General features: G+C 37.7%; 13 protein-coding genes. All 13 read right to left on the reverse strand.

Annotation, left to right across the window (positions count from 1 at the left end; genetic code table 11):
- Positions 1-278: 278 nt before the first annotated feature.
- The 13 genes from ilvA to pxpA all read right to left on the reverse strand — a co-directional run bounded on the left by ilvA (position 279) and on the right by pxpA (position 16514).
- Positions 279-1553, reverse strand: coding sequence for a threonine ammonia-lyase IlvA (ilvA, locus tag GUB10_RS03090; RefSeq protein WP_193709974.1), 1275 nt, complete (start codon positions 1551-1553; stop codon positions 279-281).
- 2 nt (positions 1554-1555) lie between these two features.
- Positions 1556-3031, reverse strand: a complete 1476-nt coding sequence (gene ilvC, locus GUB10_RS03095; protein WP_193709975.1) for a ketol-acid reductoisomerase — start codon at positions 3029-3031, stop codon at positions 1556-1558.
- 9 nt (positions 3032-3040) lie between these two features.
- Positions 3041-3571, reverse strand: a complete 531-nt coding sequence (gene ilvN, locus GUB10_RS03100) for an acetolactate synthase small subunit (RefSeq protein WP_193709976.1) — start codon at positions 3569-3571, stop codon at positions 3041-3043.
- Positions 3571-5304 (reverse strand): biosynthetic-type acetolactate synthase large subunit, encoded by a 1734-nt coding sequence (gene ilvB, locus GUB10_RS03105; RefSeq protein WP_193709977.1) that lies wholly within the window; start codon positions 5302-5304, stop codon positions 3571-3573. The genes ilvN and ilvB overlap by 1 nt, the downstream gene beginning before the upstream one ends.
- Positions 5305-5315: 11 nt before the next feature.
- Positions 5316-6989 carry a dihydroxy-acid dehydratase gene (gene ilvD, locus GUB10_RS03110; RefSeq protein WP_193709978.1) on the reverse strand — a complete coding sequence of 558 codons (1674 nt, stop codon included), beginning with the start codon at positions 6987-6989 and terminating at the stop codon, positions 5316-5318.
- 367 nt (positions 6990-7356) lie between these two features.
- Complete coding sequence (locus tag GUB10_RS03115) at positions 7357-8880, reverse strand: bifunctional GNAT family N-acetyltransferase/carbon-nitrogen hydrolase family protein (RefSeq protein WP_193709979.1); 1524 nt, start codon at positions 8878-8880, stop codon at positions 7357-7359.
- A gap of 620 nt (positions 8881-9500) precedes the next feature.
- A complete protein-coding gene (locus GUB10_RS03120) occupies positions 9501-10133 on the reverse strand; it encodes a response regulator transcription factor (protein WP_193709980.1) in 633 nt (210 codons plus the stop codon).
- The gene (locus GUB10_RS03125; protein WP_193709981.1) at positions 10126-10914 is read right to left on the reverse strand and encodes a sensor histidine kinase; all 789 of its coding nucleotides are present in this window, start codon (positions 10912-10914) and stop codon (positions 10126-10128) included. Before GUB10_RS03125 ends, GUB10_RS03120 begins: the two co-directional genes overlap by 8 nt.
- Positions 10904-11620 carry a hypothetical protein gene (locus GUB10_RS03130; RefSeq protein WP_193709982.1) on the reverse strand — a complete coding sequence of 239 codons (717 nt, stop codon included), beginning with the start codon at positions 11618-11620 and terminating at the stop codon, positions 10904-10906. The genes GUB10_RS03125 and GUB10_RS03130 overlap by 11 nt, the downstream gene beginning before the upstream one ends.
- Positions 11620-12006: a hypothetical protein gene (locus GUB10_RS03135; protein ID WP_193709983.1), complete on the reverse strand. Its 387-nt coding sequence runs from the start codon at positions 12004-12006 to the stop codon at positions 11620-11622. The genes GUB10_RS03130 and GUB10_RS03135 overlap by 1 nt, the downstream gene beginning before the upstream one ends.
- Positions 12007-14198: 2192 nt before the next feature.
- Complete coding sequence (locus GUB10_RS03140) at positions 14199-15056, reverse strand: biotin-dependent carboxyltransferase family protein (RefSeq protein WP_193709984.1); 858 nt, start codon at positions 15054-15056, stop codon at positions 14199-14201.
- Positions 15046-15777, reverse strand: a complete 732-nt coding sequence (gene pxpB / locus GUB10_RS03145) for a 5-oxoprolinase subunit PxpB (RefSeq protein ID WP_193709985.1) — start codon at positions 15775-15777, stop codon at positions 15046-15048. The genes GUB10_RS03140 and pxpB overlap by 11 nt, the downstream gene beginning before the upstream one ends.
- Complete coding sequence (gene pxpA, locus GUB10_RS03150) at positions 15774-16514, reverse strand: 5-oxoprolinase subunit PxpA (protein WP_193709986.1); 741 nt, start codon at positions 16512-16514, stop codon at positions 15774-15776. Before pxpA ends, pxpB begins: the two co-directional genes overlap by 4 nt.
- Between the last annotated feature and the right edge of the window lie 243 nt (positions 16515-16757).

Here is a 16757-nt window from a genome sequence, read left to right on the forward strand (position 1 = left end):
CTCACCTAAGTTCCATATAAATTATACACGCACAAACGTGCGACGCGGGAAGCGGCGGCGAATAACTATATTTTCAGAAGCAATTCTGAAATTAAATTTGGATAGTATGTTTTGTAAATCTTTCAAGGTATAGTTAAAGTCAAATAATATTAAAAAAAGGAAATAACCGTATTCTTCCTAGCAGCGGCGGCGCGGGAAGAAGCGAAAAACGGGAAATATTATTTTCTTTATTGAAAGCATAACGCAAATGTACATAATTATTTTAACCAACAAAATATTTATACTAAATACTGAAACAAATTAGGCTTGTCATTAAGATATTCCCCATAAAAATTATTCGCTTTCATTCTATCAAGCAAAGGTTGAAAATCTGCCGGGTCATTGAGTTCTATCCCAACAACCGCAGGAGCATTCTCCCTATGATGCTTTTTTGTGTATTCAAAATGGGTGATGTCATCATTAGGTCCCAACACCTTGTCTAAAAAATCTTTTAAAGCGCCTGCCCTTTGCGGGAAACTTATTACAAAATAATGCTTTAAACCGGCATACAGTAAAGCACGTTCTTTAATCTCTGCTGTCCTGGTTATGTCATTATTGCTACCACTAACAATACACACCACATTTTTACCTTTAATTTCTTCGGCAAATAAATCTAGTGCACTTATGGCCATTGCTCCGGCGGGTTCCACTACAATAGCATCCTGGTTATATAAATCGAGGATAGTTTGGCAAATCTTGCCTTCCGGAACCGTGATCATTTTATCCAGGTTCTCTTTACAAATTTCGAAATTACGACTTCCAACTTTTTGTACTGCGGCTCCATCTACAAAGCGTTCTATAGATTCCAGCTCTACCAATTTACCTTCCTTTAAGGAGGTAGTCATAGATGCTGCGCCTTCGGGTTCAACGCCAATAATTTTAGTATTTGGAGAAATCTCTTTAAACATAGAAGAAAGCCCGGCCAATAAACCACCTCCACCCAGTGGGGCGAAAACATAATCTATAGGTTCATTTGCCTGTTCTAATATTTCGAGACCAATAGTAGCCTGTCCTTCAATAACCTTTTCATCATCAAAAGGATGAATAAATACAAGACCAAATTTCTCGGCATGTTTCATAGAGCTCTTAAAAGAGTCATCAAAAGTATCGCCTTTAAGTACTACTTCTACCCAATCTCCTCCAAACATCTTAGTTTGATCTACTTTTTGTTTGGGTGTAGTAATTGGCATATAAATCACGCCCTTTGCCTGCAACTTATTGCAGGCAAAAGCAACACCTTGCGCGTGATTTCCTGCGCTGGCACAAATAACCCCTTTATCCAACTGCTGCTTTGGCAAGCTTGAAATCTTATTATAAGCTCCGCGTATTTTATAGGAACGAACTTGTTGCAAGTCTTCTCTCTTCAACATTACATTTGCCGAAAACTTCTTGCTATACGTAAAAGATGGTGTTAAAGGTGTCTTTACAACCACTTTAGAGATACGCTCTACCGCTTCTTTTACAGCTTTCAATTGAGGTTTGTATATTTTTTTATCTGCCAGCAAAATATCCATATTTATTCGTGTATTCTTTTCATTGCGGTCATTGCTTTTCGCAATCTTCCACCTACTTTTTCTACCGGATGTTGTCTAATGCCATCATTAACAGCAATAAGCTCCTGGTTATCTACCCCGGTATATTCGGTCCCAAAAGAATGGCCAATCACCTCTTTTGGTAAGGCATTTACATAATCTTTAATAAGCGGTTTTGCCGAATGGTCAAATAAATAACAACCGTATTCTGCCGTATCGGAAATGATCCTATTCATTTCAAATAATTTCTTTCTGGCTATAGTGTTGGCAATTAGTGGAGTTTCATGCAAAGATTCGTAATAAGCAGAATCTGCAATAATACCGGCTTCAACCATAGTTTCAAAAGCTAATTCTACTCCAGATTTTACAAAGGCTACCAATAGCACCCCTTTATCAAAATATTCCTGCTCCTTTATTTCTTCTGAAGTGGCTTCAGATTTTTCAAAAGCAGTTTCACCGGTTGCTGCTCGCCACTCCAGTAATTCCTTATCATTATTCCCCCAATCTTCCATCATTCTACTGCTAAAAGCTCCAGAGATAATATCATCCATATGTTTTTGAAAAAGCGGACGCATTAATTTCTTCAGTTCTTCTGAAATTTCATTAGCCTTAATCTTAGCAGGATTTGAAAGCCTATCCATCATATTGGTAATACCACCGTGCTTTAAGGCTTCGGTAATAGTTTCCCATCCATATTGAATAAGTTTAGAAGCATAAGAAGGCTCTACACCTTCAGCCACCATTTTATCATAACTTAGTATAGAACCAGTTTGTAACAATCCGCATAAAATGGTTTGCTCTCCCATTAAATCAGATTTTACCTCGGCAACAAACGAAGATTCTAAAACCCCGGCACGATCTCCACCGGTAGCCACAGCATAAGCTTTAGCCCATTCGAAACCAATTCCCTGCGGATCGTTTTCAGGATGTACCGCTATTAAAGTAGGAACACCGAAACCTCTTTTATATTCTTCCCTCACTTCACTTCCCGGGCATTTAGGGGCTACCATAATTACGGTAATATCTTCCCTAATTTTCATTCCCTCTTCCACGATATTAAATCCGTGGGAATAAGAAAGTACCGCATTCTTTTTGATATGTGGCTGAATAGCCTTTATAACTGAAGTATGTTGCTTATCTGGTGTTAGGTTAATTACCAAATCGGCTTTAGGAATTAATTCTTCATAAGTTCCTACCTCAAAATTATTCTCTGAAGCATTTTTAAACGACTGGCGTTTCTCCTTAATGGCACCTTCGCGCAGGGCATAGGAAATATCCAGGCCGCTATCGCGCATATTTAAACCCTGGTTAAGGCCTTGTGCGCCACAGCCAACTATTACTATTTTTTTTCCTTTTAAAGCAGCCACTCCATCGCTGAATTCATCGCTATTCATAAACCTACAGGTTCCCAGCTGGGCTAATTGTTCACGTAAAGAAAGACTGTTAAAATAATTCGTCATCACTTTTATTTAATTGGTTGTATCAAATTGTTCTAAAATATTCGAAATCTGCATTTCATTTTTGGTTACCGCAATAGTACCCGAACGTACAAACTGCATCAAACCATAAGGCTTTAATTTTTCATAAAGGTTATCGGTTTCGTGACGTTTTCCGGTTTTTTCAATCACAAAAAACTTTGGGGTAACCGTTACAATTCTTGCATTAGATTCTTTTATAAAATCCTGTATATTAAGATCTTCCACAAATTCTGCCGAATTTATCTTATAAAGCGCAGTCTCCTGGTAGATCATTTCCTTATCAGTATGATAAAAAGCTTTAATTACTTCTATTTGCTTTTCTATTTGCCCCACGATCTTTTTTACCTGTTCTTCTGTTACCTGCACCACAATTATAAATCGCATAACCCCATTCACCTCACTTCTGGAGGCAGTTATACTTTCTATATTAATATGTCTTCGCTGAAAAATAGCAGCAATACGACTTAAAAGGCCGATATTGTTTTCGGTATAAACCGAAACAGTAAAATTCTTCTTTTCCATTACTCTAATCTTATATCTGAAACTGAAGCCCCGGTTGGAACCATTGGGAAAACATTTTCTTCCTGTTCAACTTTTACTTCAAGGAAATAAGCTTCATCTGATTCCATCATTTCCTTAACCGCATTTTTTAAATTTGCCCGTTCACTTACCTGCCGGGCTTTAATATGATATCCTTTGGCAATAGTTATAAAATCCGGGTTAATCATTTCTGTAGAAGCGTAACGTTTTTCAAAAAACAACTGTTGCCATTGTCTCACCATTCCCAAAAAGTCGTTATTTAATACAACTATCTTTACGGGAACTTTCGTTTGAAAAATGGTTCCTAATTCCTGTATGGTCATTTGGTAACCACCATCTCCAATTATAGCTACCACGTCTCGTTTGGGCGCACCCATTTTAGCTCCAATAGCTGCCGGTAATGCAAAGCCCATAGTTCCCAATCCGCCAGAAGTCACATTACTTCGGGTTTGATTAAATTTTGTATATCTACAGGTTGCCATTTGATGCTGCCCCACATCTGAAACCACTACAGCGTTGCCATTTGAACAGGTGTTTATTTCATCAATAACTTCCGCCATTCCTATTTTACCCCGTTCAGCATTCAAATCGTTTTTTATAACCTTATCAAATTCAATTTTATAATGCTCTTTGAACTTTTGGTGCCAGGCTTCGTGTTTATTCGGTTTTAAATGTTCTAATAAAACTTTAAGGGTTTCATTTACATTTCCTAAAACAGGAATATCGGCATAAACATTTTTATTGATTTCGGCAGGATCTATTTCAAAATGAATCACTTTTGCCTGCTTCGCATATTTCTCCAAATTTCCGGTAACCCTATCATCAAATCGCATCCCAATAGCGATCAAGACATCGCACTCATTGGTTAGTACATTAGGACCATAATTACCATGCATTCCTACCATCCCTACATTAAGCGGATGATCTGTTGGAAGGGCCGAAAGACCCAAAATTGTCCATGCAGCCGGCACGCCCGACTTTTCCACTACTTGTTTAAAAAGTTCTTCTGCACCCCCTAGAATTACTCCCTGACCAAAAACAATCATCGGTCTTTTGGCATTATTAATGGCCTGGGCAGCTTTTTCAATTTGGTTAGGGTCTATTTTAGGAATAGGCTTATAACTTCTAATTCCTGAACATTTTTTATACGAAAAATCCAAACTTGCAAACTGTGCATCTTTAGTGATGTCTATCAATACCGGTCCAGGTCTTCCAGATCGGGCTATAAAAAAAGCCTTTGCCAAAACTTCAGGAATTTCTTCTGCTCTGGTAATTTGGTAATTCCACTTGGTAATAGGGGTAGAAATTCCAATAATATCGGTTTCCTGAAAAGCATCACTTCCTAATAAATGAGACCCTACCTGCCCGGTAATACATACCATTGGGGTAGAATCTATTTGTGCATCTGCAATTCCAGTGACCAGGTTGGTGGCACCCGGTCCCGATGTTGCCATAGCAACACCTACCTTTCCGCTTACCCTTGCATAGCCTTGCGCTGCGTGAGTTGCAGCCTGCTCGTGACGGGTAAGGACGTGGTGAATTTGTTTCTGATATTTATACAATTCATCATAAACGGGCATAATTGCTCCGCCGGGATAGCCGTAAAGCGTATCCACTCCTTCCTCCAACAAACATTTTATCACCGCTTCAGCTCCTGAAACTGTGGTTGTTTTTGGAGAAGCTGTTTTCTCGAAACTAGCTGTTTTAACTTCCATAATTCACCTAATTAAAATTCATCGGTAACGCAGCCCTGTGAGGCCGAAGAAACCGTTCTTGCGTATTTATAGAGCACACCCTTGTTAAATTTTAAATCGGGGGCTTTCCAGTTTTCTTTTCTTTTCTTTATTTCTTCTGCTGAAAGTGCCACATCAATTTTATTGCTTTCGGCATTTATTGTAATCTCATCTCCATCTTTCAAAAATGCCAGTAATCCACCCTCTTGTGCTTCAGGAGTAATATGGCCAACAACAAAACCGTGGGTTCCTCCAGAAAATCTTCCATCGGTAATCAAGGCTACGTCTTTACCAAGTTTTGCTCCCATAATTGCAGAAGTAGGCTTCAACATTTCAGGCATTCCGGGACCTCCTTTAGGCCCTTCGTACCTAATGACGACCACATCGCCCTTTTTTACTTTTCCTTCAGAAATTCCATCGTTAGCTTCATACTCACTATCAAATACTTTAGCTGTTCCGGTAAATTCCAAACCTTCTTTTCCCGTAATTTTTGCAACCGACCCCTTTTCTGCCAGATTCCCATAAAGAATCCTAATATGCCCGGTTTTCTTAATTGGGTTATCTAATGGCCTAAACACATCCTGCCCTTCTTCCATATCGGGAACATCGGCTAAGTTTTCGGCAAGGGTTTTTCCGGTTACCGTAAGGCAATCGCCATGAAGCATATCATTTTTCAACATATATTTTAGAACCGCTGGAATCCCGCCAATTCTATGTACATCTTCCATAGCATATTTCCCACTTGGCTTTAAATCGGCCAAAAACGGGGTACTGTCACATATTTTCTCAAAATCTGTTAAGCTAAAATCTACTTCAGCCGATTTCGCTATAGCCAAAAAGTGCAGCACCGCATTGGTAGAACCGCCCAATACTGTAAGTAAACGAATAGCATTTTCAAGCGATTTACGTGTTACAATATCACGAGGCTTTATATCTTTCTCTATAAGCAATCGCACGGCTTTACCGGCTTCTTCACTTTCTGCTTTTTTTTCTTCCCCTTCGGCAGGGTTAGAAGAATTATAAGGCAAGGCCATTCCCAGAGCTTCAATAGCAGAAGCCATGGTATTGGCGGTATACATCCCGCCACAAGCACCTGCACCAGGGCAGGCTTTTTCTATAATACTATCGTATTCTTCCTTATCTATATCGCCGGCAGTTTTTGCTCCCCAGGCTTCAAAAGCTGAAACTACATCCAGTTTCTTTCCGTTGTGACATCCAGAGGCAATTGTACCGCCATACACCAAAATAGCCGGTCTATTAATTCTCAACATCGCCATTAATGCACCGGGCATATTTTTATCGCAGCCTACCACCGTAATCAATGCGTCATAAGACATCGCGTGAATTACCGTTTCCATAGAATCTGCTATAATATCACGAGACGGCAGTGAGTAGCGCATACCCGGGGTACCCATGGAGATCCCATCGCTAACACCAATAGTATTAAAAATTAAACCAACCAGTTCATTCTCATTTGCCCCTTTTTTAACCAGCTTAGCTAAATCGTTAAGATGCATATTGCAGGGATTACCTTCATAACCTGTACTGGCTATTCCTACAAAAGGCTTTTTAAAATCTTCTTTGGTTAATCCTATAGCGTGCAACATGGCTTGTGATGCCGGTTGCGAATCACTTTGTGTTAATATTTTGCTATATTTATTGTACATATATTAAGCTATATCTTATTTATAAAATTAAAAGTACTTTCCTCTTTAGTTTATAGTGATGTATTCACGACTTCAAACCTATTTCCGTGACCAAGCAAATAGTTTTAATGAACTGTATATCATACAATTATACTTTATTTTATTACGATTGCTGAATTCACGTTTTTTTTCATAATTTTCTATTTACCTCATATCAACGCAAAAAAAAACCATCCCGGAAGGATGGTTTTTGCTTTTATAATGCACATCAATTCCGGATCAGATTCCCAGGGGGAAAATAATCTCGACAATAATTGACGTATTACTATTTTTATTTATTCTTTGCATCTTGACCAAAAGTAATCTTTTTTAAAAACAAACCAAATTTTTATTTTTTCTTTTTTAATGAATATAAATCTTTTCGTCGATCTTTCATATTTCTTACGCTTCCAAAAGCATGTAGCTCTTTTAAAAGGTCTAAGTCTACATCTACAATTAAGGTACTCTCGGTATTTGGAGTGGCTTCCGCTTTAATACCATTTACAGGAAATGCAAAATCTGATGGTGTTAGCACGGCACTTTGGGCATATTGAATATCCATATTATTTACTTTAGGCAAATTTCCTACAGATCCCGCCATGGCCACATAGCATTCGTTTTCAACCGCCCTGGCCTGGGCACATATTTTTACGCGAGAATATCCGTTTTGGGTATCTGTCATAAATGGAACAAATAAAATATTCATTCCCTCCTCTGCCAAAATTCTTCCTACTTCCGGAAATTCAACATCATAGCAAATAAGTACACCAATTTTCCCACAGTCGGTATCAAAAGTTTGCAGTTTACTACCGCCCTTCATCCCCCAGGCAGCTTCTTCTGCAGGGGTAATATGCAGTTTCTCATAACGTTCGTAACTTCCATCCCTTCGGCATAAAAAGCCCACATTATACATATGTTCCCCAATAACCATAGGCATACTTCCGGTAATGATATTTATATTATAATTCACCGCAAATTCCTGGAAAGTCTCCAGCAAACGTTCAGAATAAGTTGAAAGTCCCCTGATGGCTTCAGGCTCGGTCAATTCATTAAACTGCGCCATAAGCGGCGCATTAAAAAGTTCTGGAAAAAGTATAAAATCACTCTGGTAATCACTTACTGCATCTACAAAAAATTCAATTTGTGAAACCAGCGCATCATAATCCTTAAAGAGTCGCATTTGCCATTGCACCAAACCAAGCCTTACTACAGTTTTTGGTGTATCTATTAGCTTTGTAGTTTTGGTATAATAAATATTGTTCCACTCCATGAGTACCGCATACTCCTTACTTTCAACATCACCGGGCAAATAGCCTTTTATCACTTTTTTTACGTGAAAATCGTTAGAAAGTTGAAAAGACAACACAGGATCATGGATTTCCTGAAGTTTTACTTTTTCTATATACTTTTTTGGTGTAAGCTCTTTAGAATAAGCACCATAATTGGGTATTCTTCCCCCAAAGGCTATAGATTTTAAATTAAGCTGCTCACAAAGCTCTTTTCGGGCTTCATATAAACGTCTTCCCAGACGCATTCCGCGATAATCGGGATGAATAAAAACATCTATTCCATATAAAATATCACCATTTTTAGTGTGGTTGGAAAAATTTTCAGCACCTATAATTTCTTCATAGGTATGGTCTTCATCAAACTTTTTAGAATCTATCATAATGGCAAGCGCACAACCGGCAATCTTATTATCTATAATGATACAAAACTGCCCTTCGGGAAATTTATTTACCAGATTCCTTATTTCATCTTTGGTCCAGTAGTCCTCTGGCATTTTCTGATAGCTTTTTATCATAGAAACCTTTAGTTCCTGATAGTCTTTAAGCTTTAAATTTCGAAGTTCTATTATAGGAGTTTCGTTCACGAAAGTCGGTATTTATTTATACGAAGATACTGTAGAAAATGTTGGTTTGAAAGTCCGTAATATTTAAAGAAGAATTTAATGAAATTTAACTGAAACAAGAATAGCTTTTATTTATAAAACTTTTAGTCAGGCAAATGTTTGATTTGACCTGCCCTTCATTTCTTTTGCTCGTCCAAAAGAAACGAAGCAAAGAAAAAGACGCCTTTTTCAAGGAATTTTTTGGCGAAAGGCCAAAAACCGTGACCAAAACCCCGCGGATAACCGATTAAAATAATCGCTCATCCTGAATCTCGGGATTTTGTCCACATATTCTGCGAAAAAGGATAAAAAAATAATTGAATTAATAAACCGATTTTTACTTGCGTCAAACTGAATTTATTTCAGAGCCTGCTCCGAAATTTATCGGAGGTCTAAGTAGAGCGTAACTAGTTTTCATATTAGATTCCCGAAGAAAATTCGGGATAAAGTCTGAAACAATCCCGAAGTGTCGGGACAGCATGACGTTCTATGATAAGACCAGAATTATTAGAAACAGATCCAAATAATCTTAATTCTGTTTAAAATTTCCGTAACTCCCCCTTTGGAGCCTGTACAGAATTTACTTCGGGAGGCTGGGGACCTTACAACAACAAAATCCTGTGCTTAATCGCATAAAGCACCAAACCGGTTCGGCTTCTTACGTTTAGTTTCTGGAATAAGCTTTCTCGATATCCATCTATAGTTTTTGGGCTAAGGTTCATTTCGTGGGCCACTTCTTTATAGGTCATTTCAGAACAGGCCAGTTCAAGAAATTCCAATTCGCGTTTAGTAAGATTGGTGAGTTTATTTTCTTTATCCTTATTTTTAATAGCTTCCGAAACTGCATCGCTATAGAAAAAGCCTTCCTTTATCACCTCATCCAGCGCAAACTTAAACTCATCTGGATCTATATCTTTTAATAGATAACCGCGGCAACCCAATTTCACCATAAAAGTCACGGTTTCCTCATCATCTTCCATAGTAAGCGCCAAAACTTTTTGGTCGGGATAATTTTCTTTGAGCCAGGCCATCGTTTCAGGGCCATCCATTATTGGCATTCTAATATCCAACAACACCAAATCGGGTTTAGGCTGGTTGGCTTTAAATTGAGTCACCAGTTCCTGCCCGTTTTTATAAATGCCGGAAACCTCGTAATCCTCAAAAGAATTCACCAGGTTTTTTAAAGATTGTGAAAATAAAGTGTGATCGTCTACAATTGCTACTGTATTATTCATCTTGTTGCCCCATTAAAGAATAACGTAAAGATAAGGAAGTTCCCGCGCCTATAGAAGTTTCCAACTCAAACTTTGCCCGTATCAGCGCTGCCCTGCTTTCCATATTGAATAATCCTGAATTCTTCTTTACCGCTTCCATATCAAATCCCTGCCCGTTATCTTTTGCAGTAATAATAATTTCTTCGGAAGTAAAAGCAATATGAACCCTTAATGCTGAAGCTTTCGCGTGTTTGATCACATTAGAAAAGAATTCCTGAAGGATCCTGAATAAAATTATACTGTGCTGTTGCGGAATTTCCTGTTTTTCTCCGGTTACTTCAAAGTGGGTTTCAATAACGCCCATACGCTGAAACCTTGACAGTTCATTTTCTACCGAAACCACCAAACCGGCATAACCAACCACCTGGTTGTTTAAGGACTTTGAGAGCGAACGCACTTCCTGAAGTGAATTCGCCACGGTTTCTTTAATTTCTAAAGCCGAGTTTTTTTCGGCTTCAGGTAGATTTCTTGAAAAAATATTCAACTGCATATTGGCAACAGAAAGTAACTGACCAATATTATCGTGCAATTCCCACCCCACATTTTTTAAAGTTTGTTCCTGCATTTCTAAACGCGATTGTGAAATTTCCCGCTCAAAACGCTGTTTAGCCTCAAATTGCTCTAGCAGCATTTTATTTTTACGCCTTTGGTACACTACAAAAAATACGATCACAAAAGCCGTTAGCAGCAAGATGACTACCACAAAATAGATGATAAGTAAAATCTCTTCTTTAGAAAGCATTCTCTAAATTCTTAGAACTTGTTTTTTTCTTATTGGCCAGGGATAAAAAGGCAATGCTATAGGCACCATACATAAATATATTCATTGCGATCATAACCGAACCACTCATCTCCACAAATTCCGGACTTCTATTATTAAAATATTTAAAATAAATAATGATAGGTGTTGTAGTTAAAAAAAACAGCAGTGCTGGAAAGGAAATATAAAAACTAATTTCCCTTTTGATATTTAGAATTTTAGAACTTAGTAAAATTTCAAAGTAATAATAGAAAATAACTCCTACCAGCAAAAAACTTCCTAGTATATAAGTCACTACAGAATGGCTTTGAAAAAATACATCAGAAAAAATCAAATTAAGAATACAGATCACAACAAATAAAATCAAGCTCTTATTAATAATATTTTTTACTCTCTCATTCGAAATATTCCACTTAAAATATAGAATATAAACAACAAAACTGATAATCAGGTAAGGGTTATAAAGCCAGAAATTGCTATACCAAAAAGTTTCTTTCAAGAAATGCAAGGACTCATTCCAATAAATCATCGTAGGAATTAAAGCTATTGCTTCTACAAAAAATGTGAGTAACAAAAAATAAGAAAAAAAACCGACCGCTTTATCAGTCGGTTTTTTTTGATAATAATATAATCCGGAAATGGCAGCAAAACCTTCAAGTAGAAGAACTAGAAACCTGATATCATGCATTAATAATCTTTTGGAGGATAACCACCATGGGTTATATTCATTGGCTCAATTTCATAATTATTAGGGTCAGTGTCTTCCTCGGTACTTTCAGTATCTCCCTGGGCCTCTTTGGTGGGAGAGAGAAACATGGTAGAATAACCTTTTTTCTCATTTGTAGTAGGATAAGCCCCTAAATAAAACCGAATTCCCGGTTTCTCTACACCCTGCTCCTTTGATTTCTCCTTAACGTAATCCAGGTATTCCTGTAATTCGTCTACACTGTACCAGAATTCCCGGGTATCTTCATAACCCTCGGCTTCCCTGATGTCTTTTCCGCGGGTTCTTACCCATTCGTCCTGTTCCTTACGCGCCTCTTCAACGCTAATGCATTTTTTTGGTTTTTTCATTTAATTGGTTGGTTGAAAAACTTAATTTTTTGTTAAGGTAAATTTAGTAGATTTTTTCATTTTCACAAATCTTTGATTTTCAGTTATCGGTTGTTGGTTGTCAGTTGTGGTTTTCTGTTTTCGAGTAATTCGGTTAAGCGTGTGGTTTGCAGTTTGGTGTTTATTGTTCAAGGTTTAAGGTTTGTTGTTTGGCGCCACGAATGCACGAATATTCTTTGCTGTTATCAGTTGTGGGTTCTCAGTTGTCAGTTGTCGGTTGTGGGTTTGGCCCAATTGAACCGGTCGCAGATTGAGAGTTGCGGGTTTGATGTTTATGGTTTGTTTTTAAGGAATTATGTATATCTCAGATTCCTTTCTCTTGGCTTTTTTTTCTTGCTTCTTTCATTTCCGTTCGTTGCGAGGAGGCGTTAGCCGACGTGGCAATCTGTTCTAAATGAGTTCTCGGTTGTGGGTTATAAGTTTTCTGTTACTGTATGTTTCGGGTTTGCGCTTGGCATTAGACAGTTTATAGTTCGGGGTTTATTGTTTGTTGTTGAAGATTTACAGAATATAATCTTACTCTCTTTTTCCTTGCTTTTTCTTTTCACTCTTAACTAATCACTTTTCAACTTTTAAACATAAAGCACTTCTCGATACTTTCCGACTCAAGTCGAAACACTCGAAGTGACGGCTCACTTCAAACAAAAGATCGCCGCACTCCTTCCTCACTCACGATGACGGAAAGAAAAAGAAGCGTCATTGTGTGGAGGCAATAGCCGACGTGGCAATCTGTCTGGATGATTACTACGTTGTGAGTTTTGAGTTCTCGGTTGTCAGTTCTCGGTCTGTTTTCGGGTAATTCGGTTAAGCGTGTGGTTGGCAGTTTGATGTTTATTGTTCGAGGTTTGTTGTTTGGCGCCACGAATACACGAATATTCTTTGCTGTCATCAGTTGTGGGTTCTAAGTTGTCGGTTCTCTGTTATTGTATATTTCGGGTTCGCGTTTAGAATTAGTTAGTTTATGGTTTATAGTTCGGGGTTTATTGTTTGTTGTTGAAGATTTACAGAATATAATCTTACTCTCTTTTTCCTTGCTTTTTCTTTTCACTCTTAACTAATCACTTTTCAACTTTTAAACATAAAGCACTTCTCGATACTTTCCGACTTACGTCGGAACACTCGAAGTGACGGCTCACTTCAAACAAAAGATCGCCGCACTCCTTCCTCACTCACGATGACGGAAAAAAAGTAGCGTCATTGCGAGGAGGCGTTGACTGATGTGGCGATCTATTTTTAGTCTGCTGTCTGTTTGGTATTCAAGGGTGGATTCAACCTAGATTCTGAAACAAGTTCAGAATGACATTCTGAAGAAAGGGGATTTTTCCCCTTGTAACGAGCGTACTTATCTTCTACTTTTGACATAGTCATTTTAGTTAGCTAAAGTGTTTTGGGGCAAAAAAGTGTCGTCGACGGTGAGGAGTTTGATTGGTAGGGTAATCAGATTTCTCGTAAACCAAGACGGCACTTTTTTATTTTAGTGAGCCTATATTCTAAAAAGACCTCCTGTATTAGAACGAAGCTATCCCTATTTTACATCAGGAATTAAATCGCCCGAATCAAATCTTATTTTGCATCAATCTCAAAACATGCACCAAATTTCATTCATAGATATTTCATCTTAATTTATCGAAATCAATTCGAGAATAAGAGGGGGTTTTTCCCCTTGCTATGAACATACTCATCTTCTACTTTTGACACGGTCATTTTAGATAGCTAAAATGTTTTAGAACAAAAAAGTGTCGTTAACGGTGAGGAGTTTGATTGGTAGGGTAATCAGGTTTCTCGTAAACCAAGACGGCACTTTTTTATTAGTGAGCCTTGATATTCATAAGGCCTTTGGCCGTAATGAATATTCTAGAGCGATCTAATCCCGGTTTTAAAGCCCCTAACCCCCATAGGGGGAACTTATCTCCCTCTTTCTTTGCTTAAAATAATTCTTCAACCTGAACTTCATTCAGAACCTACTACGAACTTTATTCGAAGGTTTATCGTGTTAGATGCTGAAATAATCCCGAAGCATCGGGACAGGATGACGTAAATATAAAGAAAAATATAACACAACATTTTCAGGATAATGCTTCTCCCCCTATGGGGATTTAAGGTCTAACATATTAGATGCTGAAAAAAAATTCAACATGACGTAAAAAGAATAGTTAGGATTTCCACAAAAACCCTATACTATCCCCCGCCTTTTTCTGCGCCATCATATTAATTCCTTTTTCGCTTAGTTGCAAAACCCTGGGATATCCACCCGTGGTTTGGCAATCGCGCATAAGAACGATTAATTTTCCGCCGGGAGTAAGTTGAACAGTACCGGGAACCACCGGGCCGGTAATAATTGGCTGCAGTTCGTTCTCTAAGCTCTCGCTCAGCTGAATCGCCATTCTATTATTATTTTTATCAATACTAAACTTACTCTGTCTCAAATGACTTTTTAAAGTTTCAGGCAGTTTTTCAAATTCAGGGCCGGGAAAAACTTCTATTTCGTCAGAACTCAAATATTCCTCATCAAACTTTATCCCAGCATGAGTCTCATATTTTTCCTCCTCAGAAGCTTCGTATTGCAACTTCATCCCTTTCTCTAGCTTTTCGTGGCTGGTAATATCTTCGTACCAACTACGGCTTCCAAGAATCTTTTCAGTTTTAAATCCGTCGAGGACTGCTAAATAAGAACGTATCCCAAGTTTTGGCCTCCCAAAAGATAAAATATCACCTTCGTGAATTTTCACCACCTGGTTATTGTCAATTTCAATATCGTTCAGTTTTGGAGAAAGATTTGCTCCGCTAATGGCAATTTTTGTAGCTGCCGAAAATTTAAGTTTTGGCCCCATTTGGGTAATTTCCATCACCGCGGCGTCGGCCTGATTTTGCAAAATAAGGTTGGCGGTTTTTAAAGCGATTCTATCCATCACTCCACTTAAAGGAACTCCATATTTTTGAAATCCGCGACGGCCAAAATCCTGTATCGTGGAAAATAATCCGGGATGTAACACTTTAACTTCAGCCTTCATAATTCTCTTTTTTTAGTTGAAAAGTTCCTTCGGAAATTTGCTCTGAAATCTCTTTAAATTCCTCCCTGGAAACCGAATAAAATTTCACTTTATCTCCGGCCGAAATCTCACACGGAGGATTGTTATTTTTATCAAAAAATTGCACGGGACAATTACCTAAAATCTGCCATCCGCCGGGACTGGATTTCGGGTAAATTCCGGTCTGGTTTTCGCCTATTCCAACAGCCCCTTTTTCGATCTTCATTCGGGGTTGATCTTTACGTGAAATTTGAAGCTTTTTATCCAGTCCTCCCAGGTATAAAAATCCGGGTAAAAAACCTGTAAAAAATACAGTATAAAACGGCTTGGTATGAAGCTTAATGATTTCTTCTGTAGAGAGCTTTTTCTCTTTGGAAATGTATTCCAGGTCCCAACCGAATTCCTTCTCATAGCAAACCGGTAAATAGAAAATTTGCTGGTTATTTATTTTTCCTATCTTAGCCTCCCCAAACAGCTTTTTGATGGCTAAAACCTCATTATAGATGTTTTCTATAGTAAACATATAACTAATTAATAACGAGTTATATGTATTAATTACCTCAATGTTTACTTCATCATAAAACTCCTCCAACTTATTTTTATAAAAAATCAATTTTTCAAGAAGATTTTCATTTATTTTAGGCTCAAATTCTATTAGAATTCCACGCTCCCCCATCGGTGTTATCTTAGGAAAATCATTCATTTCACATTCTTAATTTTAACATTATGCTCAGCAAATTTCTGTTCTAAAAAACTCATAATTTCCACTGAATTTGGTGTGTCGCTATGCAGGCAAAAAGTAGTGGCACTGCAACTGATTTTCGACCCGTTATCGCTGGTAATTTTCCCTTCAAAAAACATAGAAAAAAGATGCTCAAAAACAGCTTCTTTTTGGCTTATCAAGGCGTTGGATTTTGAACGCGAAACAAGGCTATAATCCGGGTTATAATTTCGATCTGCAAAAGCTTCAAAAACTATTGGAATTTTCCCTCTCGCCAGTTTAGAAATCACTGAATTTAATGGACAAAAAAGGGCTATTTTTTGATCGAATTCCAGTAAGGAATCTATGATAATTTGAGCTGTTTTTTCATCTTTTGCAGCTTCATTATAAAGTGCTCCATGAGGTTTTACATGGGTAAGTTTTACCCCTTCTGCTTCGGCCAATTGTTTTAAACTTAAGATTTGCGCAATAATAGAACGCTGCAATTCTTCCGCAGAAATCTCCATAGTTTTTCTCCCAAAATTCTCCTTATCGGGATAAGAAGGATGTGCTCCTATTTCTACCCCATGCTCTACAGCAAGTTTAATAGTTTGCTGCATAGTGTCCAGATTTCCGGCATGGCCTCCACTAGCAATATTACAGGCAGAAATATGCGGCATTAAAGCGGCATCAAATTCGCCACCTTCACCTAAATCGCAGTTTATATGGATTTCTTTCATTTCAAAATTTTTCTAATCATTAATGTTATTCATTTTTTCCATCGATGAAAAAACGAATCAAAAAAATCTAGGCTTACGAATATTTATCTAAATTTATCGTTCTTCACCTAAATTTTAGGAACTCGCCATCATCATCTTATTAAAGATGAAAAGTCATTTTGCTCAAACAGCCTAAAATTTTACGGTGCTTTCACTTCAAATTTATACGATAAATTTTCGCTAGGCCAAAAAACAAGGAAAAAC

It is taken from the genome of Salegentibacter sp. BLCTC (assembly GCF_015143665.1).
In the GTDB taxonomy this organism is placed as follows: Bacteria; Bacteroidota; Bacteroidia; order Flavobacteriales; family Flavobacteriaceae; genus Salegentibacter; species Salegentibacter maritimus.

Excerpts from the sequence above, each read along its gene's own strand:
- ilvN (WP_193709976.1), bottom strand. The coding sequence starts at position 3,571 with ATGGAAAAGAAGAATTTTACTGTTTCGGTTTATACCGAAAACAATATC.
- ilvC (WP_193709975.1), bottom strand. The coding sequence starts at position 3,031 with ATGACGAATTATTTTAACAGTCTTTCTTTACGTGAACAATTAGCCCAG.
- pxpB (WP_193709985.1), bottom strand. The coding sequence starts at position 15,777 with ATGAATGATTTTCCTAAGATAACACCGATGGGGGAGCGTGGAATTCTA.
- GUB10_RS03125 (WP_193709981.1), bottom strand. The coding sequence starts at position 10,914 with ATGCTTTCTAAAGAAGAGATTTTACTTATCATCTATTTTGTGGTAGTC.
- GUB10_RS03120 (WP_193709980.1), bottom strand. The coding sequence starts at position 10,133 with ATGAATAATACAGTAGCAATTGTAGACGATCACACTTTATTTTCACAA.
- ilvA (WP_193709974.1), bottom strand. The coding sequence starts at position 1,553 with ATGGATATTTTGCTGGCAGATAAAAAAATATACAAACCTCAATTGAAA.
- GUB10_RS03130 (WP_193709982.1), bottom strand. The coding sequence starts at position 11,620 with ATGCATGATATCAGGTTTCTAGTTCTTCTACTTGAAGGTTTTGCTGCC.
- GUB10_RS03135 (WP_193709983.1), bottom strand. The coding sequence starts at position 12,006 with ATGAAAAAACCAAAAAAATGCATTAGCGTTGAAGAGGCGCGTAAGGAA.
- ilvB (WP_193709977.1), bottom strand. The coding sequence starts at position 5,304 with ATGGAAGTTAAAACAGCTAGTTTCGAGAAAACAGCTTCTCCAAAAACA.
- GUB10_RS03140 (WP_193709984.1), bottom strand. The coding sequence starts at position 15,056 with ATGAAGGCTGAAGTTAAAGTGTTACATCCCGGATTATTTTCCACGATA.
- ilvD (WP_193709978.1), bottom strand. The coding sequence starts at position 6,989 with ATGTACAATAAATATAGCAAAATATTAACACAAAGTGATTCGCAACCG.
- pxpA (WP_193709986.1), bottom strand. The coding sequence starts at position 16,514 with ATGAAAGAAATCCATATAAACTGCGATTTAGGTGAAGGTGGCGAATTT.